The sequence below is a fragment of the Myxococcales bacterium genome (assembly GCA_022184915.1).
In the GTDB taxonomy this organism is placed as follows: Bacteria; Myxococcota_A; Polyangia; order Fen-1088; family Fen-1088; genus JAGTJU01.
Genome location: JAGTJU010000006.1, coordinates 36,423 through 57,496, shown reverse-complemented (window position 1 = coordinate 57,496; position 21,074 = coordinate 36,423). Strand labels below are relative to the sequence as shown.

Genomic DNA, 21,074 nt, shown 5'->3' with positions numbered 1-21,074 from the left:
GCCTTATACGAACAGCTCCTGAACCGGCTTACCACGAAGGTTCGCCACGTCCTCTGCACTCCGGAGCTGCTGGAGCGCATTGATGGTTGCGTGAATCACGTTGTGCGGGTTGCTGGTCCCGATGCACTTGGTCAGAATGTCCTGAACGCCGAGCACCTCGAGCACCGGGCGAACGGCGCCGCCGGCGATCACGCCCGTACCGGGCTGTGCGGGGCGCAAAACGACGCGCCCAGCGCCGAACTCTCCCACCACCTCGTGGGGGATGCTGCCGTTGACCAGAGGAATCTTTACCAGGCTCTTGCGGGCCTGCTCGGTTCCCTTGCGGATGGCCTCTGGAACCTCATTGGCCTTGCCGAGTCCGGCGCCAACGAAGCCCTTCTGGTCACCCACGACCACCAGGGCTGAGAACGAAAATCGACGTCCGCCCTTCACGACCTTGGCAACGCGGTTGATGAAAACCACGCTGTCGACCAGCTCGCCAACCTCATCATAATTGATAGCCATGTGCGTTCCTGCTCTCTTCTCTCTTGTCGCTCGTCTATGACCGTCGTGGCGGACGGGCGTTCCTAGAAATCCAGCCCACCCTCGCGGGCGCCCTCTGCAACCTTGGAAACGCGGCCGTGATAGAGGTAACCGGCCCGATCGAACACGACCTGCTTGATACCCTTCTCGAGGCAACGCGTCGCTACCAACTTGCCAACTTCTTTGGCACGATTGCTCTTGTCGCCTTCGAGGGACGTGGGAGTCTTCTTCCCAACCAGGTCCGACGCCGACGCCAACACTTGATTGCTCAAGTCGTCCACCACCTGGCAGTAGATGTGCTTCGCGCTCCGGAACACCACCAGCCGGGGGCGCTCCGCAGTGCCCGAGATGCGCTTGCGAATCGAGCGGTGACGCCGCTTTCGCGGATCGACAATCTTCTTGATCGACATATTCGGCTCCGATGGGGATTAACTGGCCCCGGACTTACCGGCCTTGCGCCGGATCACTTCTTCTACGTACTTGACGCCCTTGCCCTTGTAGGGCTCCGGCTTCCGCAACTTCCGAAGCTCCGAGGCTGATTGACCCAGTTGGTCCTTGTCAGCTCCCGAAAGGATGATGCGGTTCTTGTCGACCTTGGCGCCTACACCCTTCGGCAGCTTGTAGTCGATGGGGTGCGAGTATCCGAGGACGAGATTGAGCACGTCGCCCTTGACCTCGGCACGATAACCCACACCGTTGATCTCGAGTTCACGCGTCCAACCGTCGCTGACACCCTTGACCATGTTTGCCAGGTGCGCGCGCGCCATGCCGTGGTTCGTACGCTCCGTTCGCGACTCACCTGTGCGCGTCAACACGAGTTTGTCGCCCTCTGTCGAGGCAGCCACGTCAACCGGAAACGGTCGCGCCAACTCGCCCTTGGGGCCTTTGACGGTCATCAGACCATCCTTGATGTTCACCGTGACCCCCTTGGGGATCACGACTGGTTTCTTGCCAATGCGGGACATTGATGAAGACCTCGTTCGTCGAATTCAGGGATACAGCCGCTAGCGGCCTTACCACACCTCGAACATGAGCTCTCCGCCCACACCAGCTTTGCGAGCTGCGCGGTCGGTCATGAGCCCTTGCGAGGTAGACAGGACCCCAACGCCCAATCCGGAGCGCACCCGGGGGATGTCCGAGGACTTGACGTAAACCCTCTGTCCGGGTTTCGAGCGTCGCCGGAGACCCGTGATCGCATTCGTGCGCCCGGGGGCCCACTTGAGCTTCACGACGATCTCCGATGGGCCCTCTCCGTCACGGAGCTGATAGCCCTCGATGTAGCCTTCCTCTTGGAGGATTTCGGCGATGCCCTTCTTCAACTTGGAGACGGGGGCCACGGCCTCCTGATGGCGCGCGAGAATCGCGTTTCTAATACGCGTAAGGAAGTCGGCAATGGGATCTGTCATCGACATGATGCGTTCCTACCCTGACAATCAGTTCCTGAAGGGCATCCCCAGATGCCGCAACAAAGCTCGGGCCTGCTCATCGGTGCGGGCCGTCGTCACAATCGAAATATTCATACCTCGCGCCTTGTCGGCACCCTCGAAGCTGGCCTCCGGGAAGATGATTCCTTCCCGGACACCCATGGTGAAATTGCCCCGTCCATCGAAACCCTTCGGCGATATGCCTTTGAAGTCGCGAACGCGTGGGAGAGCGAACGAGATCAGGCGGTCCAGAAATTCGTACATGGTGTCCTGCCGGAGCGTCACCATGGCGCCGATCTTCTGGCCCTCCCGCAGCTTGTAAGTGGCAATCGCCTTCTTCGCTCGGGTTACGACCGGCATCTGGCCAGCGATCAACGCAAGCTCCTCGACCGCCGAATCAAGAATCTTCGGGTTGGCCACCGCATCACCAAGGCCCATGTTGATGGTCACCTTGACGAGCCTTGGCACTTCCATGACGTTCGCCAGGCCGAGTTCCTTTTGGAGCTTCTCCCGGAGTTCGTTTTGGTAGACCTGGCGAAGCCGAGCCACAGTCGTCCGACGGAGCTTCTCCGTCTGCTTCTCAGCTATGCGGCTGACGGCAGCGCCTTTGCCACCCTTCTTGCCTTTACCACCCTTGGCCTTTGCCTCGGTGGCTGCCTCGGTAGCCATTACAAAACCTCCGGAGCGAGCGATACAATCTTCATGAAACGCTTGGCGCGCAACTCGCGAGCCACCGGGCCAAATATACGGGTGCCGATGGGCTCGTTGTCCTTATCGACGAGCACAGCCGAGTTGGCGTCGAAACGGATGTAGGAGCCATCCGCACGGGACACCTCCTTGCGAGTCCTGACGATCACCGCGCGCGCCACATCCCCCTTCTTCACCTTCGCGTTCGGAATCGCCTCCTTGACGGACACGACAATTACATCGCCAATCGACGCGTACTTTCGACGGGTACCCCCCAGCACGCGAATGCACATGATCTTCTTCGCGCCTGAGTTGTCCGCAACGTCGAGTGTGGTCGTTGTCTGAATCATGGGTGAACCTCTTAAACCTCTGCCGGCCGTTCGATGAGCCGGGCCAGGCGCCAGCGTTTGTCACGCGACATCGGTCGGCACTCCACGATTTCCACGCGGTCTCCCGCCTTGGTCTCGTTGTTCTCGTCGTGGACCTTGTAGCTGCGACGGTGGTTCACAAACTTTCCGTACTTCTCGTGTGAAGTCCGACGTTCGACCACGACAACGCGCGTCTTGTCCATTTTGTCGCTCTTCACGACACCCACCAGCCGACGTCGTCGCCCGGTGCTCTTCTCTGCGCTGTTCTCAGCGCCCTGGGTTTCTGCGGTCACGGGAGCTACTCCTTCTGCCCAGCGTTGGCAGCGCCACGCTTCTCGTTCAGAAGCGTCATCACCCGTGCGATATCGCGACGGGCCTTGCGGATCAGCATGGTGTTCTCCAGCTGATTCGTGGTCTTCTTAAAGTTGTACTGGAAGTTCTCCTGCTGCAGCTTTGCCAGCGTCTGCTGAAGCTCCTCCACCGAGGTGCCGCGCAGGTCCTTCAAAGAAACGTCGCTCATATTACGTGCTCCCGGGCTACGAAGCGGGACCTAACGGCCAGCTTGTGTTGGGCCAGCAGAAAGGCCTCCCGTGCGAGTTCTTCGGGAACGCCCTCCAGTTCGTACATCACCCGACCGGGGCGAATCACAGCCACCCATTCCTCGGGGTTACCTTTACCTTTACCCATGCGGGTCTCGGCCGGCTTCTTCGAGATGGGCTTGTCTGGGAAGACCCGAATGTACAGTTTTCCTCCGCGCTTCACCTTGCGGCTGATCGCGATACGAGCCGCCTCGATCTGCCTAGCCGTGATCCAGCCGCAGGTCGTCGCCTGCAGACCGAAGTCGCCGAAGGACACATCGGATCCGCCCTTCGCCTCGCCGGTCATCCGGCCCTTGAAGCGCTTGCGAAACTTTAGTTTCTTAGGTGCGAGCATTGTCGTCTCCTGATCTCTTTCCGGTGCGCTTCGTCAGGCCAGGCGCACGTTCCGCTGAGGCAGAACCTCACCCTTGAAGATCCAGCACTTCACGCCCAGCGCTCCGTACGTCGTGTGCGCCTCGGCCGTGCCGTACTCGATGTCCGCTCGGAGCGTGTGCAACGGCACACGACCTTCACGGTACCACTCGTACCGAGACATCTCGGCGCCGCCCAGGCGGCCCGAGCAGGAAAGCCGAATGCCCTTGGCACCAAACTTCATGGCTGTTTGAACGGCCTTCTTCATCGCACGCCTGAAGGCAACGCGGCGCTCGAGCTGGGTCGCAACGTTTTCTGCAACGAGCTGCGCGTTGGTCTCGGCCTTACGCACCTCTTGAATGTTCAGGAACACCTCGTTCTCCGTGAGCGCCTGAACCTCTTGCTTGAGGGTCTCGACGCCGGCGCCCCGCTTGCCGATGACGATCCCGGGTCGCGCAGTGAAGATGTTCAACTTGATCTTGTTCGCTGCGCGCTCGACCTCGACGGCTGCTACGCCAGCGTGGTGGAGCTTCTTTTTCACGAAGCCCTTCAGCTTTACGTCCTCATGAAGCCACTTCGCGAAGTCTTTGTCAGCGTACCACTTAGAGGTCCAGCCGCGGACGACGCCCAGGCGAAACCCAATTGGATGTGTTTTTTGACCCATGTGAGTGTCCTCTATTCCTCGGGCAAGTCGACGACCACGGTGATGTGAGCGGTGCGGCGGTTAAGTCGGTTCGCACGCCCCTGCGCTCGCGGCATGAAGCGGCGTTGAACCGTTCCGCCGTCAACGCAGACTCTTGTGACGAACAGCTTGTCTGCGTCGGCCTTCTCGTTCTCGGTGGCGTTAGCCACCGCTGAGTTCAAAACCTTCGTGAGGACGACAGCCGCCTTACGCTGCTGAAGCTTCAAGATAGTGAGTGCGGAAGCGACGCTCTTGCCGCGAATCATTCCGGCCACGACGCGTAGCCGCCGGGGCGACTCGCGAAACTGCCTTAGAACTGCCTGTGCCATGTCTGGTTCCTCGTTCCAACTGGAGAGCGCAGTCGCGCTGTCCAAGAATTCATGTCCGCTAGTTTGCGCCCTGCCTACTTCTTGTCTTTCTTGTCGCCGGCGTGGCCGTGGAAAGTTCGCGTCGGCGAGAACTCGCCCAGCTTGTGGCCGACCATGTTCTCCGAAACGAAGACCGGCACGAACTTCTTGCCGTTGTGCACGTTGAACGTGAGACCCACCATTTCGGGAACGATGGTGGAGCGGCGCGACCAGGTCTTGAGCGCCTTCTTGCCCTTCTGCTGCTGCAGGTCCAGCACCTTGTCGATCAGGTGCGAATCGATGTAGGGACCCTTCTTGATTGAACGTGGCATCGTCTACTCTCAGTTCTTCTGGCCGCGGCGGCGGACGATCATGGCGTCAGTGCGCTTGTTGGAGCGGGTCTTGAGGCCCTTGGACTGTTGGCCCCAGGGAGAACAGGGGTGACGTCCACCGGAAGACCGGCCTTCACCACCGCCCATCGGGTGGTCAATCGGGTTCATCACGACGCCGCGATTGTGTGGGCGGCGTCCAAGCCAGCGCTTACGTCCCGCCTTGCCAATGGACGAGGCGTTGTGTTCGACGTTTCCGACCTGCCCGATGGTCGCCCGGCAATCGAGGTGCACGCGGCGAACCTCGCCAGAGGGGAGGCGGAGCTGACCCCAATCGCCCTCTTTCGCCAGGACCTGGGCACCACCACCTGCGGACCGTACGAGCTGGGCACCGGCGTGGATCTTGATCTCGATGTTGTGAACCATCGTACCAAGGGGGATCGAGCGAAGCGGGAGGCTGTTTCCAGGCTTGATGTCCGCATTCCGCGACGACAAAACCTGGTCCCCTACGCGAAGGCCGACCGGCGCCAGAATGTAGCGCTTTTCGCCGTCTGCGTAGTTCAACAACGCGATACGAGCACTGCGGTTAGGATCGTACTCGATGGTGGCAACGCGAGCGGGAACGCCCACCTTGTCACGCTTGAAGTCGATGATCCGGTACCGGCGCTTGTGTCCGCCACCGCGGAACCGCGACGTGATTCGACCGTAATTATTTCGTCCACCAACGCCTGGCTTCCCTTCGACCAGTGCACGCGCGGGACGATTTCCAACCGTCAGCTCGGCAAAGTCGGGGGCGACGCGTGAGCGAACGCCTGGAGAGGTTGGGTTCAGTTTGCGGATGCCCATCGTGAAACCTCTTTAAACTCCCTCGAAGAACTCGATCGACTGCCCGGGTGCCAGCGTTACGATCGCCTTCTTCCAGGGAGAGCGGCGACCAACGAAGCGCCCTACCCGCTTTTCGCGGCTAGGCATGATCTGGGTGTGAACGCTGAGGACTTCCACGTTCCACAGCTTCTGTACGGCGTGACGAATCTCGATCTTGTTGGCGTCCTTGACGACCTCGAAGAGCACCTTGGACTTGATCTGATCCTGCGTCAGCCCCTCGTCGGAGCTGCCACCGGTTTCCTTCAGTCGGCTCCCCTTCTCGGTGAGAAGAGGCCGTTTGATGATGAGCTCTGCAGCGCGCATGTTCCGGTTCCTTTAAATCGGCCCTCAGGCCGCCGACTCCGCAGTTTCGGAGGCGACCACACGACCCTCGATGGCACGGATGACGTCCTTGGATATCACCAGTCCTTCGTGGTCGAGGATGTCGTAGACGTTGAGCCCTTCTGGGGGCAGACACTTGGCGTCCTTGAGGTTACGTACGGATTTCGTGGTATTCACGGCCTCTTTGGCGCTGACGATAAGCGCAGAGGGCAGCCCCAAGGCCTTGAGCACGGCGGCCATTTCCTTCGTCTTCGGCGTCTCGAAAGAGAGACCTTCCACGACGACAATCTTCTTCTCCTGGGCCCGAAGAGACAAGGCACTGGCGAGAGCCGCTTTCTTCACCTTCTTGGGCACAGTGTACGCATAGCTTCTTGGGTGCGGACCAAAAACCACGCCACCGCCCACGTAGTGGGGAGCGCGGGTCGAACCCTGCCGGGCACCGCCGGTGCCCTTTTGACGATATGGCTTCTTCCCGCCGCCACGCACATCAGCGCGGGTCTTCGTGTCGTGAGTTCCTGCCCGGCGCGCGGCGCGCTGCGCCTTGACCATCTCCCAAAGGAGGTGCTCCTTGACCTCGCGACCGAACACGTCATCGGCCACGTCGATCTGGCCCACTATATTTCCCTGAGTATCGACAACGTCGAGCTGCATCAGTCTGTCCTCGGATATCAATGCTTACGGACTTAGGTCTTGATTTCGACGTCCACGCCTGCGGACAGGTCGAGCTTCATCAACGCGTCCAAGGTCTGCTGCGTAGGATCGAGGATATCGAGCAACCGCTTGTGCGTACGAATCTCGAACTGCTCCCGAGACTTTTTGTCGACGTGAGGTCCGCGCAGAACGCAGTACTTGTTGATCTTGGTGGGCAACGGGATTGGGCCAGCCACCTTTGCGCCCGTGCGCTTCGCCGTATCGACGATCTCGCTGGCCGACTGGTCCAGCAAGCGGTGGTCATAAGCCTTCAACCGGATTCGGATTTTCGGAGTCAAGGTCAAGCCCCCTTCGGTACTCAAGAACGATTAGTCGAGAATCTTAGCCACGACGCCGGCGCCGACGGTACGGCCACCTTCGCGAATTGCGAAGCGCAGACCTTCTTCGCAAGCGATCGGGACGAGCAACTCGACCTCGATGCTGACGTTGTCGCCCGGCATCACCATCTCAACCCCCGCTGGCAGAGTCACATCTCCGGTGACGTCCGTCGTGCGGAAGTAGAACTGTGGGCGATACCCCTTGAAGAACGGCGTGTGGCGACCACCCTCCTCTTTCTTCAGGATGTACACCTCGCCCGCGAACTTCTTGTGACCCTTCACGCTGCCAGGGTGCGCCAGCACCTGTCCGCGCTCCACGTCTTCCTTCTTCGTGCCACGGAGAAGGGCGCCGATGTTGTCGCCGGCCTGTCCCTCGTCGAGCAGCTTCCGGAACATTTCCACGCCCGTGACGGTCGACTTCTGCGTGTCGCGGAGGCCGATGATTTCGATTTCCTCACCCACCTTCACACGTCCGCGCTCTACGCGTCCCGTCACCACCGTGCCACGTCCGGAGATCGTGAACACGTCTTCCACCGGCATCAGGAACGGCTTGTCGATCTCGCGCTTCGGCTCAGGAATGAACGAGTCGCATGCGTCCATCAGCTTGTCGATGGCCGCCACCCCGATCTCGCTCTTGTCCCCCTCGAGCGCCTTGAGCGCGCTGCCTCGCACGATCGGTGTGTCGTCGCCGGGGAACTGGTACTTCGACAGGAGCTCACGGAGCTCGAGCTCCACCAGGTCCAGAAGCTCTGCGTCTCCTGCGTCGATCATATCTACCTTGTTCAGGAAGACCACGATCGCGGGAACACCGACCTGGCGCGCCAGCAGAATGTGCTCGCGCGTTTGCGGCATCGGTCCGTCAGGTGCGCTCACCACTAGGATCGCGCCATCCATCTGCGCCGCGCCCGTGATCATGTTCTTGATGTAGTCAGCGTGCCCGGGGCAGTCGACGTGCGCGTAGTGGCGCTTGTTCGTCTCGTACTCCACGTGGGCGATCGAGATCGTGATGCCGCGTTCCCGTTCTTCGGGGGCCTTATCGATCTGATCGTACCCCATGAACTTCGCCTGACCCTTGTCGGTCTGCACCTTCGTGATCGCCGCCGTCAGCGTCGTCTTCCCGTGGTCGACGTGTCCGATCGTTCCCACGTTCAGGTGTGGCTTGGTGCGGTTGAATTTCTCTTTAGCCATTTCTGGTGTCCTCCAGACTTAACTGGTGCTGTGAGGTTCGCTCGAAGGTGAAGGTGACTTTTGGGTTTTCAGGATACCGGGCCTCGGAGTCGCTCGAGGATGGAATCCGCGACCGAAGACGGGACCGGGCCGTAGTGCGAAAACTGCATGGTGAAGGTCGCGCGGCCCTGGGAGAGCGACCTCAGCTCGGTTGCGTACCCAAACATGTTGGCGAGAGGAATCTCCGCCGTAAGGGCCTGGACCGAGCCGCGCGCATCAATACCAAGAACTCGGCCTCGGCGCGACATTAAATTTCCAGTTATTTCACCGGTGAACTCGGTCGGTACCATGACCTCGACGGTCATGATTGGCTCGAGGAGCGCGGGAGTCGCGTCGCGTCCCGCGCCGCGCGCCGCCAACGACCCTGCGACCTCGAAGGCCTGCTCGCTGGAGTCCACCGGGTGGAAGGCCCCGCCCATGATCGTGACCTGAACGTCCGTGACCGGGTAGCCCGCAACGAAGCCCGTGGACAGGGCGTTGCGAATCCCCCGCTGCACGGCTGGCAGGAAGGCCCGCGGAATCTGTTCGTCGCTGCTCTCGTCGACGAGCAGCAATCCCGTTCCGGGGGGCTTGGGCTCGACCTGCAACGTCACCTCAGCAAACTGGCCCCGGAGTCCTACCTGGACCTCGTGCCGGACTGTGTTCTTCTGGGTACGCGTCACGGTCTCTCGGTAGGCCACCTGTGGCCTCCCCACCCTCCCCTCCACGCCGAACTCACGAACCAGCCGGTCCACCAGGATTTCGAGGTGTAGCTCCCCTACCCCCGCCAAGATGGTTTGCCCCGTCTCGCTATCGTACGAGACCTCGAAGGAAGGATCCTCGAGCGCCAGCCGCTTGAGTGACTCCGAGAGCTTGTCCGCGCTGGCTTGATTTTTCGGCTCGATGGTGAGCCTGACCGCAGGCGTCGGAATGTCGATCAAGGCAAGCTTGATAGGGGCAGCCCCATCACAGAGCGTGTCGCCTGTGGCCGTCGTTCGCAGGCCTGCCGCAGCGGCGATATCGCCCGCCGTGGCCAGCTTGATCTCCTCCCGACGGTTGGCATGCATGCGGAAGAGGCGCGCCACCCGCTCTCGTTTTCCGCTGCTTGCGTTGAGCACCGTGTCTCCCACGGCAAGCTGCCCCGCGTATACCCGAAGATACGTGAGCTGCCCGAGGTAGGGGTCGCTCATGAGCTTGAACGCCAAACTCGCAAGGGGCGCATCGGGGCTAGCAGGGCGGCTCACGCTTTGTCCCTCGAGGTCGACACCGACCACGGGAGGTAGGTCTGCGGGAGACGGCAGGTAGTCGACGACCGCGTCCAGAAGCGGCTGCACTCCTCGGTTGCGAAACGCTGCCCCCATGAGCACGGGCACGGCTTTTCCCGCGATTGTGGCCCGGCGTAGGGCCGCACGAAGCCGCTCCTGCGAAATCTCGGCACCTTCGACGTAAAGGGTCAGGATCTCGTCGTCGACTTCTCCGAGGGCCTCGACCATGGCAACCCGCGCCTTCTTCGCGGAAGGAACCAACTCGGCGGGAATCTCGAGAACGTTAAAGAACGTACCCGTAACGTCCCCCACCCACTCGAGCGCCTTCATCGTCAAAAGGTCGATCACGCCCGTAAAGGTGTCCTCGAGTCCGAGCGGAATCTGGGTCACCACGGGATGGGCGTTCGCCCGCTCCCTGATTTGGTCGACACAGCGCCAGGGATTCGCCCCGGTTCGGTCCATCTTATTGATGAACGCAACGCGGGGCACCCGGTACTTTTCGGCTTGGCGCCACACCGTCTCTGATTGGGGCTGGAAACCCGCCACGGCGCAAAATACCGCCACCGCGCCGTCAAGGACGCGCAAGCTGCGTTCTACTTCCATGGTGAAATCCACGTGGCCCGGGGTGTCGATGATGTTGATTCGGTGTTCTCGCCAAAAGCAGGTCGTCGCGGCCGCGGTGATCGTAATGCCGCGTTCCTGCTCCTGCTCCATCCAGTCCATGACGGCGGTTCCCTCATCGACTTCGCCCATTTTGCGGGAGACGCCGGTGTAGTAGAGAATCCGCTCGGTCGTGGTCGTCTTACCCGCATCGATATGCGCCATGATCCCGATGTTTCGGGTCAGATCGACGGAAGTTTGACGAACCACGGCTTGTTACGTCCTTTCCAACGCGCAGGCGATGTTTCCCGTGACGAAAGGTCACGACACCGCGAGGTCCGTTGTCAGGGTATCGACTGGCCGAGATTTCGTCGGGGCGGTGGTAGGGTTGGCTGACGGTAGAACCTGAAGACTATTGCTGGCCTTCAGACTCTCCCTTCAACCCCCCGCGCGGAGCGCCGATTTTCTCGACCTTCGGCTCCAGACGCCATCACAACGACAGCGCCTGGAACTGAGTCTCACATTAAGTTTTAAGATAAAGATACACTTTGAGGTGACGAAACGTTCGACTACCAGCGGTAGTGCGAGAAGGCCTTGTTGGCCTCGGCCATCTTGTGCGTGTCCTCACGCTTCTTCACGGCCGCGCCCCGATTGTTCGATGCGTCGACCAATTCGTTGGCAAGCTTCTCGACCATGGTACGGCCGTCATTCCGGCTACGTGCAGCCTGTATGAGCCAGCGCATGCCAAGAGTCATGGCGCGGTCGTTGCGCACATCGATCGGAACCTGGTACGTTGCACCGCCCACGCGGCGGGACTTAACCTCGAGCCGGGGCTGCACGTTCTGGAGCGCACGGTCCCAGACCTTGACCGGATCGTCTTTGGCTTTCTCAGCGACCAAGTCAAAGGAACCATAGACGATTCCTTCGGCCACCGCCTTCTTTCCGGAAAGCATCACCGTGTTGATGAACTTGGTGACGCGACGTCGAGCCTCCATCGGCTGATCCGTAAACTTCGGATCGGGAAGTGGCTTTCTTTTTGGGACTTCACCTTTACGGGGCATAGCTTCGTTTTCCGAGTCTTAGCTGTCAGAGAAAATTACTTCGGGCGCTTCGCGCCGTACTTTGAACGGCCCTGCTTGCGGTTGTTCACGCCTGTCGTGTCCAGGCTGCCGCGCACGATGTGGTAGCGGACGCCCGGCAAGTCCTTGACACGGCCTCCACGAATGAGAACCACGGAGTGCTCCTGGAGGTTGTGCCCTTCACCCGGGATGTAGGTGGTCACTTCCATGCCGTTGGTCAGACGGACACGCGCCACTTTGCGGAGGGCCGAGTTCGGCTTCTTCGGAGTGGTGGTGTATACGCGCGTGCAAACGCCACGGCGCTGCGGGCAAGCCTTGAGTGCCGGAGAGGCGGTCTTGCGGCGCTGAAGGCTGCGGCCGCGCCGGACGAGCTGGTTGATTGTAGGCATCGTTGCAGAAGGACCTTTGAAAACCTGTACTTGATTCGCTTCGAGCTGCACTCCACGGCGTGCGGGTCCTGGGGACCAGATGCGCACCCACATGGGTCTGCAGGCCCTCCTAGGATGGAGGGAGGTCGGATTATAAGAATCGGCTCAACGAAGTCAACGGGAAGTCAAGAGAACGACACGATTTCTTCCGGCTTTGCAGCCCTCCGAGGACCTGGGGCGCGAAGCGCATTGCGCCATCTCATCGATGGAGGTTATGGATCGGAACGATGACAACAGAGGGGCCGGTCACGCCTCCCAGCGTGCCGGCCCAGCTGCCGGGGGAACACAGGCCCCGACCAAGCAGTGAATGTCTGCCTAGTAATCTTCCTGAGTCATCATGGCGCCTTCGCTGGTGGGCGCCGGCACGGGTCCGAGACTGCCCGCCATGGCTTGAGCGGCTGCCTCCTCAGGCTCCTCAACCCGCATGGTCAGTCGCTTGTACGCTCCAAGACCCGTTCCCGCGGGAATCAGGCGGCCCATGATGACGTTCTCCTTGAGGCCCCGCAGGTAATCGACCTTACCGTTGACTGCGGCTTCGGTGAGGACCTTCGTGGTCTCCTGGAACGAGGATGCGGAGATGAAGCTCTCGGTCGACAACGACGCCTTAGTGATGCCGAGCAGCAGAGCCTCGGCCTGCGCCGGACGTCCACCCTTTGCGAGCACCCGTTCATTCTCCTCTACGAACGCCCACTTCTCGACGTGCTCGTCAATGAGGAAGTTCGTATCCCCCACGTCCGAAACACGGACGCGGCGGAGCATCTGGCGCACGATCACCTCGATGTGCTTGTCGTTGATCTTCACGCCCTGCAGACGGTACACCTCTTGAATCTCGTCCACGAGGAACTTGGCGAGCGCCTTCTCACCCAGGACTCGAAGGATGTCGTGCGGATTGGCTGCCCCGTCCATCAGAGGCTCGCCGGCTTGCACGCGGTCACCTTCTCGCACCGAGAGGTGCTTGCCCTTGGAGATCAGGTACTCCTTGGGATCGCCCCCATGGTCCGGCGTGATGACGACCTTGCGCTTACCCTTGGTATCCTTGCCGAACGAAACCACGCCGTCGACCTCGGTGACCACCGCGTGTTCCTTGGGCTTGCGCGCCTCGAAGAGTTCGGCAACTCGAGGCAAGCCGCCTGTGATGTCCTTGGTCTTCGTGGTTTCGCGCGGGATACGCGCGATGATGTCGCCGGCCTCCAGTGTATCGCCTTCCATGACGGCGATCGTCGCGCCCACCGGCAAGAAGTAGCGGGCCTGGTTGTCCGAGCCCGGGATCTGTTTGGTGGTTCCGCCCTCGTCTTTGATCGAGATGCGGGGACGCAAGTCCGGATCCTTCGACTCCGTGATGCTCTTTCGAGAAAGGCCGGTCACTTCGTCGAGCTGTTCGGTCATGGTGACGCCGTCGATCACGTCGCCGAACTTCACCACACCGGACACTTCCGTGAGGATGGGCACAGAGAAGGGGTCCCACTCTGCAAGGAGCTGACCGGCCTTGACGCGGTCTCCCTCGGCGAAGTATAGGCGCGCACCGTACGTCAGTCCGTAACGTTCACGCTCGCGGCCCGTCTCGTCCTGGATCACGAACTCGCCGTGACGGTTCATGACGATCCACTCCTTGCCACGGTGGACAAGGTTCGTGTTCTCGATCTTCACGATACCATCGTAGCGTGATTCGAGCTGAGACTGCTCCGTACGTACCTGACCGACACCGCCGATGTGGAACGTCCGCATCGTCAGCTGCGTGCCGGGTTCGCCGATGGACTGAGCCGCGATGACGCCCACCGACTCCCCTACGTTCACCATGTATCCGCGTGCCAGATCGCGGCCGTAACAAAGAACGCAGGTGCCTCGGCGGGTCTCACAGGTCAGCACCGACCGGATCTTCACCTTGTCGATGCCAGCGTCTTCGATCACGCGAACCTTCTCTTCGGTGATCTCCTCACCCGCCTGAACCAGCACCTCACCCGTGTAAGGGTCGAAGATGTCTTCAGACGAGACGCGACCAAGGATACGGTCGCCCAACTTCTCGATGATTTCGCCCCCCTCGACCAGCGCTGTCAGCTCGACGCCGTCGAGCGTGCCGCAGTCCTTCTCACCGATGATGCAGTCCTGAGCCACGTCCACCAGCCGGCGAGTCAGGTAACCCGAGTTCGCCGTCTTGAGGGCCGTATCGGCAAGCCCCTTGCGGGCACCGTGGGTCGAAATGAAGTACTCGAGCACCGACAGACCCTCACGGAAGTTCGTGGTAATCGGTGTTTCGATAATCTCGCCCGAGGGCTTGGCCATGAGGCCGCGCATGCCGGCCAGCTGACGAATCTGCTGAGCCGAACCACGCGCCCCCGAGTCCGCCATGATGTAAATCGGGTTGAAGGACGGCGTCTGACGCTTCTCTCCCGTTCGGAGGTTGGTGGCCTCTTCCGTACCGATCTCTCGCATCATCTCTTCTGCGATCTGCTCGGCAACCTGCGCCCAGATATCCACCACCTTGTTGTAGCGCTCACCGTCGGTGATGAGCCCCTCGGTATACTGTTCCTCGATCTCACGAACATCGCCCTGGGCCTGATCCAGAAGCTTGGTCTTTGCATCTGGAATCAACAGATCCGATACGCAGATCGACGCACCGGCGCGCGTAGCGTTGGTGTAGCCGAGGGACCTCAACCGATCTGCCAGAAGAACGGTTTCTTTCTGACCGAAGGCGCGATAGCAGGCGTCGATGAGATCACCCAGCTGCTTCTTGCCCATGACGCGGTTAACCAATTTGAAGGGCAGTCCCGGAGGAATCCCGTCGTAAAGCAAGGTGCGACCCACTGTCGTGAGTTCGATCTTCCCCGCGATGCGAACCTTGATCGCAGCCTGGAGATCGAGCTCGCCGTGATCGTAGGCCGCACGGACCTCATCGATCGAGGCGTACACGCCGCGAAGCTGCTCTTCCGTACTGCTCCCTGGATCTCGGTGTTCGCCCCTCGCGAACAGTCGCTCGCGCGTCATGTAGTAAAGGCCGAGAACGATATCCTGCGAGGGCAGGATGATCGGACGACCGTTAGCTGGGCTGAGGATGTTGTTCGTGGACATCATCAGCACGCGTGCTTCCATCTGCGCCTCGAGCGACAGAGGGACGTGCACGGCCATCTGATCGCCGTCGAAGTCGGCGTTAAAAGCCGCACACACCAGCGGGTGAAGCTGAATCGCCTTGCCTTCGATGAGCAAAGGCTCGAACGCCTGAATACCCAGCCGGTGCAAGGTGGGCGCACGGTTGAGCAGGATGGGATGCTCCTTGATGACCTCTTCGAGGATGTCCCAAACCTCGGGCTTCTCCTTCTCGACCATCTTCTTCGCACTCTTGATCGTGGTGACGAGACCACGCTCTTCGAGCTTGTTGTAGATGAACGGCTTGAAGAGCTCGAGCGCCATCTTCTTCGGGAGCCCGCATTGATGGAGCCGGAGCTCGGGGCCAACAACGATGACCGAACGGCCAGAGTAGTCGACGCGCTTGCCCAACAGGTTCTGCCGGAAGCGCCCCTGCTTGCCCTTGAGCATGTCAGAGAGAGACTTCAGGGGGCGCTTGTTGGGGCCCGTGATCGTCTTCCCGCGACGACCGTTGTCGAAAAGAGCATCGACAGCTTCCTGAAGCATGCGCTTTTCGTTCCGGATGATGATCTCCGGAGCGTTCAGCTCCTGCAGGCGCTTGAGGCGGTTGTTTCGGTTGATGACGCGGCGGTAAAGGTCGTTCAGATCGCTCGTTGCGAACCGCCCACCATCAAGAGGAACCAGAGGGCGCAGGTCAGGCGGAATCACTGGAACCACTTCCAGCATCATCCACTCGGGGCTGTTACCGGACTCACGGAAGGCGTCCGCGACCTTCAAGCGCTTGGCGATCTTCTTGCGCTTCGCCTCGCTCGTCGCATCCCGCATCTCCTGACGAAGCTGCTCCGAGAGCTTGTCGATCTCGAGGCTCTTGAGCATGTCGCGGATGGCTTCGGCCCCCATTCCGGCCGAGAACCCGTCCTCGCCGAACTGCTCGATGGCCTTGATGTAACGCTCCTCGGTAAGGAGCTCACCCGACTGCATCCCTGTCTGCTTCGGGTCGATGACGACGTAGCTCTCGCTGTAAAGAACCTTCTCGAGGTCCTTCAGCGAAATGTCCACCAGGGTGCCGATGCGCGACGGGAGCGACTTGAGGAACCAGATATGCGCGACGGGGGTCGCCAGGTTGATGTGACCCAGCCGCTCGCGGCGCACCTTGGCCTGGATGACCTCGACGCCACACTTCTCGCACACGACGCCGCGGTGCTTCATGCGCTTGTACTTCCCGCACAAGCACTCGTAGTCTTTGACTGGGCCAAAGATCTTGCAGCAGAACAAACCATCCCGCTCCGGTTTGAACGTCCGGTAGTTGATGGTTTCAGGCTTCTTCACCTCGCCGTGCGACCACTCCCGGATGCGTTCCGGTGAGGCGAGCGAGATGCGGATCGCCGAGAAGGAAAGTGGATCTTTCGGCTTCTCGAAGAAATTGAAGATGTCTTTCATCGTCATTGTGGAAACTCTCCGATTTCTCTAGCGGTTACTCGCTCGTCTTCACTCGCCGCCAACGGCGCCTTCGGCCGCTGCCGTTGCCGCTGCCTTTGCCGCAACTTCACGGGCCATGAGTTCAACCGTCGACTCCTGCTTGCGCGGGGCGCTTGGGTCTTCGATGAGCTCGACGTTGAGGCACAGCGACTGCAGCTCCTTCAGCAACACGTTGAACGATTCGGGCAAGCCCGGCTCGAGCGTGTGCTCTCCCTTGACGATGGCCTCGTACATGCGGGTACGGCCAACGACATCGTCGGACTTCACCGTCAGGAACTCCTGAAGGCAGTACGCCGCGCCGTAAGCTTCCATCGCCCACACTTCCATCTCGCCCAAGCGCTGGCCACCGAACTGTGCCTTGCCGCCCAGCGGCTGCTGGGTGACGAGGGAGTAGGGACCAATCGACCGAGCGTGAATCTTGTCGTCGACCAAGTGGTGCAGCTTCAGCATGTACATCACGCCCACGGTCACGTCGTGATCGAAGGGATCACCCGTTTTGCCGTCGAACAGGATGCTTTGCCCGTTCTTGGGCAGTCCGGCCTCGGCAAGAAGACCCGTGATGTCGTGCTCCTTGGCGCCGTCGAAGACGGGCGTGGCCAGATGGATGCCGCTTCGTACCGAGTAGGCCCAGCGCTTCAGCTCCTCCTCGGGAAGCTGATTGATGAGAGCCAGGTGCTCAGGCTCGGTGTAGACCCTGCGCAGCTTCTCTCGAAGCGCCTCTCCGGTCCATTCCCGCTCCACGTGCTCGGAGATTTGCTTTCCGAGCTCCAAGGCCGCCCATCCCATGTGGGTCTCGAGGATCTGACCCACATTCATGCGCGAGGGCACGCCCAGCGGGTTCAGGACGATGTCTACGGGGGTTCCGTCAGGCAGATAGGGCATGTCCTCCTCGGGAAGGATGCGCGAAACGACACCCTTGTTCCCGTGGCGGCCGGCCATCTTGTCACCCACGGACAGCTTTCGCTTGATGGCCAGGTAGACCTTGACCATCTTGATCACGCCGGGCGGTAACTCGTCGCCCTTCGTGAGCTTGCTGATCTTCTCGCGGTAGTTTTCCTCGATGCGGCCAACGTCCTCATCGAGGCTCTTGGCCAGAGACTGAAGCTGCTCGCCCACGTCTCCTCCCTCGATCTGAATCTCGGCCCAGTGGCGTGCCGGGATGGCATCGAGCGTGCCGCTTTCGAGCTTTTGGCCCTTGGCCGCAAGAACGTTGCCCTTCTCGTCCACCAGCTTGACGGCCGTCATCTTTCCCACGAGCAGCGTGCGCATACGCTCGTGGTAGTGCTCGGTGATGATGCGAATCTCGTCTCGCTGGTCTGCGAGGAGCTTCTCCTTCTCGGAATCCTCGATGCTCTTCGCCCGCTCGTCCTTCTCGGTGCCCTTGCGTGCGAACACACGAGCCCCGATGACGATGCCCTGAACGCCAGGCGGAACCCTGAGCGAGGTGTCGCGCACGTCGCCGGCCTTTTCGCCGAAGATCGCTCGCAGGAGTTTTTCTTCAGGAGAAAGCTGGGTTTCACCCTTGGGTGTGATCTTGCCGACGAGAATGTCTCCGGCCTTCACCTCGGCGCCGACGCGCACGATGCCCGACTCGTCGAGATCCTTGAGGGCTTCCTCACCCACGTTGGGAATGTCGCAGGTGATCTCCTCTTTTCCGAGCTTCGTGTCACGAGCCACGCACTCGAACTCCTCGATGTGAATCGAGGTGAACTTGTCCCGCTTCACGATGTTCTCGGAAAGCAGAATCGAGTCTTCGAAGTTGTAGCCACCCCAAGGCATGAACGCGACCAGTACGTTCTCGCCGAGGGCCAACTCACCGCGTTCGGTGGCCGGGCCATCTGCGATCACGTCGCCCTTCATGACGTAGTCGCCCTTTTGGACGATGGGCTTTTGGTTGAAGCAGGTGTTCTGGTTGGACCTCTGAAACTTGTTCAGCGTGTAAATGTCGGGCTTTGCCGCAAGGTGGTCCTTGGTGTCGGCTTCCGCGGGGCGCACCACGATACGGGTGGCGTCCACCGATTCGACGTAGCCGTCGCGGCGAGCCACTGTAGTAACGCCCGAGTCACGAGCCACGATCCCCTCCATGCCTGTGCCCACGAGGGGCGCGTGCGTGCGGATCACGGGGACCGCCTGCCGCTGCATGTTCGATCCCATCAACGCGCGGTTCGCGTCGTCGTTCTCGAGGAAGGGGATCAACGACGCCGCCACCGAGACCAGCTGGTTCGGTGAGACGTCCATGAGCGTCACCTCTTCACGGCGCGACATCATGAACTCGCCGTTGTGGCGAGAGGAGACGAGCTCCGAACCCAGACCACCGTCGTCCTCGATGAGCGTGTTCGACTGGGCGATGTAGTGGCCTTCTTCCTGCAAAGCAGAGAAGAACTGCACGTCGTCGGTGACTCCGCTGTTCTCGATCTTTCGGTAGGGCGTCTCGATGAATCCGAACTCGTTGACCCGTGCATAAGTCGATAGCGACGCGATGAGTCCGATGTTCGGACCTTCGGGCGTTTCGATCGGGCAGATGCGTCCGTAGTGGGTGGTGTGAACGTCGCGCACCTCGAAGCCGGCGCGTTCCCGCGTGAGACCACCAGGCCCGAGGGCGGAGAGCCGACGCTTGTGCGTAACCTCCGACAGAGGGTTCGTCTGGTCCATGAACTGCGACAGCTGCGAGGAGCCGAAGTACTCCTTCACCACTGCCGAGACGGGCTTGGCATTGATGAGGTCGTGCGGCATGAGCGTCTCGATCTCTTGAGACATGCTCATGCGCTCCTTGATGGCGCGCTCCATGCGAACCAGACCGATCCGGTACTGGTTCTCCATCAGCTCGCCCACGGCGCGCACGCGACGGTTACCGAGGTGATCGATGTCGTCGATCTGCCCCTTACCGTTCTTGAGATCGATGAGATATCGCACCGATTCGAGGATGTCGCGCTTCGTGAGGACGCAATTGTCCAACGACTCGTCGAGCTTGAACTTGTAGTTCAGCTTCAGACGACCCACTTTGGATAGATCGTAGCGCTCCGGATTGAAGAACAGGTTGTTGAAGAGGTTCTGCGCCGTTTCGAGCGTGGGCGGATCGCCCGGGCGGAGGCGACGGTAGATTTCCAGGATCGACTCTTCCGTCGTCTGAAGCTTGTCCGCGATGAGCGTGTCTCGCAGGTAAGGTCCAACGTTCAAGTTGTCGATGAAAAGCACCTTGAACTCGGCGATGCCGTGCTCACGCAGCTCGTCAAGCTTAGACTCCGTGATTTCTTCGCTGCACTGAAGCAGCACCTCGCCGGTGTTCTCGTCGATGACGTCATGTGCCGCCACCTTCCCTACGAGCTCCGCCACCTCGACCGGGAGCGAGCGCACGTTCGAATCCTGGAGCTTCTTGATGGCCAGCTTCGTGAACTTGCGGTTCTTCTTGACCAAGATCTCGCGCGTGTCGGGGTGGCGAATGTCGCGCGTCGCACGCTGACCAGGAAGAAGGTCGAATTCCAGCGACTTCGAGAACTTCTTGCCCTCTTCCAGGTAGACGGTCTCGGTGTCGTAGTAGTAGTTGAGAAGCTCTTCGGTCGAGTAGCCGAGGGCGCGCAGCAGCACCGTCGCGTGAAGCTTACGGCGGCGGTCGATGCGCACGTAAAGGATGTCCTTCGGGTCGAACTCGAAGTCGAGCCACGAACCGCGGTAAGGAATCACGCGGCAGCTGTAGAGAAGCTTGCCGGAGCTGTGCGTCTTACCCTTGTCGTGGTCATAGAAAACACCCGGGCTGCGGTGCAGCTGGCTCACCACGACACGCTCGGTGCCGTTGATGATGAAGGTGCCGTTCTCCGTCATGAGGGGGATCTCGCCGAAGAAAACCTCCTGCTCCTTGACGTCGCGGATTGACTGGGCGCCGGTCTCGTCGTTGTTGTCCCAGACGACCAGGCGTACCGTCACCTTGATGGGAGCCGCGAACGTCATGCCGCGCTGCCGGCACTCGTCCACGTCGTACTTGGGCCGATCCAGAATGTAACTGACAAACTCGATCGAGGACGTTTCAGAGAAATCCTTGATCGGGAAGACGCTCTTGAATACACCCTGCAGGCCGATGTCCGCGCGCTGGTCGGCAGGGATGTCGATTTGAAGGAACTTGTCGTAGCTCTGCTTCTGGATTTCGATGAGGTTCGGAATGTCGATGATCTTCCGAATTTTGGCGAAGCTCTTGCGCGCGCGGAAATTGTTCTGGATCTGAGACGCCATTGATTCTCCCTCTTATACGCTCGAAACGGCCCTAACGATCGGAGCGACTGCAAAGCGACTGCAAATGGCCGACGGTCGACAGTCCTCCCCCCTGGGCGTCGAAGCCCCGGGGGTGAACTGACGACCACCGGCTAATGTCGACGGGTTTGCCGTCAAGTCGAGATTTCGC

Annotated in this window: 22 protein-coding genes; all 22 read right to left on the bottom strand. The window is 60.6% G+C overall.

The window, feature by feature from the left end:
- Positions 1–3: 3 nt before the first annotated feature.
- The 22 genes from rpsE to rpoB all read right to left on the bottom strand — a co-directional run bounded on the left by rpsE (position 4) and on the right by rpoB (position 20,905).
- Positions 4–504, bottom strand: coding sequence for a 30S ribosomal protein S5 (rpsE, locus tag KA712_21330; protein ID MCG5055510.1), 501 nt, complete (start codon positions 502–504; stop codon positions 4–6).
- A gap of 62 nt (positions 505–566) precedes the next feature.
- Positions 567–932, bottom strand: a complete 366-nt coding sequence (rplR, locus tag KA712_21325) for a 50S ribosomal protein L18 (protein MCG5055509.1) — start codon at positions 930–932, stop codon at positions 567–569.
- An 18-nt stretch (positions 933–950) separates the two neighbouring features.
- Positions 951–1,487, bottom strand: coding sequence for a 50S ribosomal protein L6 (gene rplF, locus KA712_21320; protein MCG5055508.1), 537 nt, complete (start codon positions 1,485–1,487; stop codon positions 951–953).
- 48 nt (positions 1,488–1,535) lie between these two features.
- Positions 1,536–1,934 (bottom strand): 30S ribosomal protein S8, encoded by a 399-nt coding sequence (rpsH, locus tag KA712_21315; GenBank protein MCG5055507.1) that lies wholly within the window; start codon positions 1,932–1,934, stop codon positions 1,536–1,538.
- 21 nt (positions 1,935–1,955) lie between these two features.
- Positions 1,956–2,615 carry a 50S ribosomal protein L5 gene (gene rplE, locus KA712_21310; protein MCG5055506.1) on the bottom strand — a complete coding sequence of 220 codons (660 nt, stop codon included), beginning with the start codon at positions 2,613–2,615 and terminating at the stop codon, positions 1,956–1,958.
- On the bottom strand, positions 2,615–2,983 hold the full coding sequence (gene rplN, locus KA712_21305; protein ID MCG5055505.1) for a 50S ribosomal protein L14: 369 nt from the start codon (positions 2,981–2,983) through the stop codon (positions 2,615–2,617). Before rplN ends, rplE begins: the two co-directional genes overlap by 1 nt.
- 11 nt (positions 2,984–2,994) lie before the next feature.
- Entirely contained in the window at positions 2,995–3,204 is a 210-nt protein-coding gene (rpsQ, locus tag KA712_21300; protein MCG5055504.1) for a 30S ribosomal protein S17, read from the bottom strand.
- A 95-nt stretch (positions 3,205–3,299) separates the two neighbouring features.
- Complete coding sequence (rpmC, locus tag KA712_21295; GenBank protein ID MCG5055503.1) at positions 3,300–3,521, bottom strand: 50S ribosomal protein L29; 222 nt, start codon at positions 3,519–3,521, stop codon at positions 3,300–3,302.
- The gene (rplP, locus tag KA712_21290; GenBank protein MCG5055502.1) at positions 3,518–3,934 is read right to left on the bottom strand and encodes a 50S ribosomal protein L16; all 417 of its coding nucleotides are present in this window, start codon (positions 3,932–3,934) and stop codon (positions 3,518–3,520) included. The genes rpmC and rplP overlap by 4 nt, the downstream gene beginning before the upstream one ends.
- Before the next feature lie 33 nt (positions 3,935–3,967).
- The gene (gene rpsC, locus KA712_21285) at positions 3,968–4,615 is read right to left on the bottom strand and encodes a 30S ribosomal protein S3 (protein MCG5055501.1); all 648 of its coding nucleotides are present in this window, start codon (positions 4,613–4,615) and stop codon (positions 3,968–3,970) included.
- A gap of 11 nt (positions 4,616–4,626) precedes the next feature.
- Entirely contained in the window at positions 4,627–4,962 is a 336-nt protein-coding gene (gene rplV, locus KA712_21280) for a 50S ribosomal protein L22 (GenBank protein ID MCG5055500.1), read from the bottom strand.
- A 74-nt stretch (positions 4,963–5,036) separates the two neighbouring features.
- Positions 5,037–5,312, bottom strand: coding sequence for a 30S ribosomal protein S19 (gene rpsS / locus KA712_21275; GenBank protein MCG5055499.1), 276 nt, complete (start codon positions 5,310–5,312; stop codon positions 5,037–5,039).
- Positions 5,313–5,321: 9 nt separating this feature from the next.
- Entirely contained in the window at positions 5,322–6,155 is an 834-nt protein-coding gene (gene rplB / locus KA712_21270; GenBank protein ID MCG5055498.1) for a 50S ribosomal protein L2, read from the bottom strand.
- Between the two features lie 12 nt (positions 6,156–6,167).
- Positions 6,168–6,497 (bottom strand): 50S ribosomal protein L23, encoded by a 330-nt coding sequence (gene rplW / locus KA712_21265; protein ID MCG5055497.1) that lies wholly within the window; start codon positions 6,495–6,497, stop codon positions 6,168–6,170.
- 24 nt (positions 6,498–6,521) lie between these two features.
- Entirely contained in the window at positions 6,522–7,166 is a 645-nt protein-coding gene (rplD, locus tag KA712_21260) for a 50S ribosomal protein L4 (protein MCG5055496.1), read from the bottom strand.
- A 32-nt stretch (positions 7,167–7,198) separates the two neighbouring features.
- A complete protein-coding gene (gene rpsJ / locus KA712_21255; GenBank protein ID MCG5055495.1) occupies positions 7,199–7,504 on the bottom strand; it encodes a 30S ribosomal protein S10 in 306 nt (101 codons plus the stop codon).
- Between the two features lie 30 nt (positions 7,505–7,534).
- The gene (gene tuf, locus KA712_21250; protein ID MCG5055494.1) at positions 7,535–8,731 is read right to left on the bottom strand and encodes an elongation factor Tu; all 1,197 of its coding nucleotides are present in this window, start codon (positions 8,729–8,731) and stop codon (positions 7,535–7,537) included.
- A 68-nt stretch (positions 8,732–8,799) separates the two neighbouring features.
- Positions 8,800–10,884 carry an elongation factor G gene (fusA, locus tag KA712_21245; GenBank protein ID MCG5055493.1) on the bottom strand — a complete coding sequence of 695 codons (2,085 nt, stop codon included), beginning with the start codon at positions 10,882–10,884 and terminating at the stop codon, positions 8,800–8,802.
- A gap of 299 nt (positions 10,885–11,183) precedes the next feature.
- Complete coding sequence (gene rpsG / locus KA712_21240; GenBank protein ID MCG5055492.1) at positions 11,184–11,675, bottom strand: 30S ribosomal protein S7; 492 nt, start codon at positions 11,673–11,675, stop codon at positions 11,184–11,186.
- A 35-nt stretch (positions 11,676–11,710) separates the two neighbouring features.
- Positions 11,711–12,082: a 30S ribosomal protein S12 gene (gene rpsL, locus KA712_21235; GenBank protein MCG5055491.1), complete on the bottom strand. Its 372-nt coding sequence runs from the start codon at positions 12,080–12,082 to the stop codon at positions 11,711–11,713.
- Positions 12,083–12,436: 354 nt separating this feature from the next.
- A complete protein-coding gene (gene rpoC, locus KA712_21230) occupies positions 12,437–16,642 on the bottom strand; it encodes a DNA-directed RNA polymerase subunit beta' (GenBank protein MCG5055490.1) in 4,206 nt (1,401 codons plus the stop codon).
- A gap of 48 nt (positions 16,643–16,690) precedes the next feature.
- Positions 16,691–20,905 carry a DNA-directed RNA polymerase subunit beta gene (gene rpoB / locus KA712_21225; protein ID MCG5055489.1) on the bottom strand — a complete coding sequence of 1,405 codons (4,215 nt, stop codon included), beginning with the start codon at positions 20,903–20,905 and terminating at the stop codon, positions 16,691–16,693.
- Positions 20,906–21,074: the final 169 nt, after the last annotated feature.

Coding starts and splice junctions, on each gene's coding strand:
- rplB (MCG5055498.1), bottom strand. CDS start 6,155: ATGGGCATCCGCAAACTGAACCCAACCTCTCCAGGCGTTCGCTCACGC.
- rplW (MCG5055497.1), bottom strand. CDS start 6,497: ATGCGCGCTGCAGAGCTCATCATCAAACGGCCTCTTCTCACCGAGAAG.
- rplR (MCG5055509.1), bottom strand. CDS start 932: ATGTCGATCAAGAAGATTGTCGATCCGCGAAAGCGGCGTCACCGCTCG.
- rpsL (MCG5055491.1), bottom strand. CDS start 12,082: ATGCCTACAATCAACCAGCTCGTCCGGCGCGGCCGCAGCCTTCAGCGC.
- rpsE (MCG5055510.1), bottom strand. CDS start 504: ATGGCTATCAATTATGATGAGGTTGGCGAGCTGGTCGACAGCGTGGTT.
- rpsC (MCG5055501.1), bottom strand. CDS start 4,615: ATGGGTCAAAAAACACATCCAATTGGGTTTCGCCTGGGCGTCGTCCGC.
- rplN (MCG5055505.1), bottom strand. CDS start 2,983: ATGATTCAGACAACGACCACACTCGACGTTGCGGACAACTCAGGCGCG.
- tuf (MCG5055494.1), bottom strand. CDS start 8,731: ATGGCTAAAGAGAAATTCAACCGCACCAAGCCACACCTGAACGTGGGA.
- rpmC (MCG5055503.1), bottom strand. CDS start 3,521: ATGAGCGACGTTTCTTTGAAGGACCTGCGCGGCACCTCGGTGGAGGAG.
- rplE (MCG5055506.1), bottom strand. CDS start 2,615: ATGGCTACCGAGGCAGCCACCGAGGCAAAGGCCAAGGGTGGTAAAGGC.
- rplV (MCG5055500.1), bottom strand. CDS start 4,962: ATGGCACAGGCAGTTCTAAGGCAGTTTCGCGAGTCGCCCCGGCGGCTA.
- rpsQ (MCG5055504.1), bottom strand. CDS start 3,204: ATGGACAAGACGCGCGTTGTCGTGGTCGAACGTCGGACTTCACACGAG.
- rplD (MCG5055496.1), bottom strand. CDS start 7,166: ATGCAGCTCGACGTTGTCGATACTCAGGGAAATATAGTGGGCCAGATC.
- rpsG (MCG5055492.1), bottom strand. CDS start 11,675: ATGCCCCGTAAAGGTGAAGTCCCAAAAAGAAAGCCACTTCCCGATCCG.
- rpsH (MCG5055507.1), bottom strand. CDS start 1,934: ATGTCGATGACAGATCCCATTGCCGACTTCCTTACGCGTATTAGAAAC.
- rpoC (MCG5055490.1), bottom strand. CDS start 16,642: ATGAAAGACATCTTCAATTTCTTCGAGAAGCCGAAAGATCCACTTTCC.
- rpsS (MCG5055499.1), bottom strand. CDS start 5,312: ATGCCACGTTCAATCAAGAAGGGTCCCTACATCGATTCGCACCTGATC.
- rpoB (MCG5055489.1), bottom strand. CDS start 20,905: ATGGCGTCTCAGATCCAGAACAATTTCCGCGCGCGCAAGAGCTTCGCC.
- rplF (MCG5055508.1), bottom strand. CDS start 1,487: ATGTCCCGCATTGGCAAGAAACCAGTCGTGATCCCCAAGGGGGTCACG.
- rplP (MCG5055502.1), bottom strand. CDS start 3,934: ATGCTCGCACCTAAGAAACTAAAGTTTCGCAAGCGCTTCAAGGGCCGG.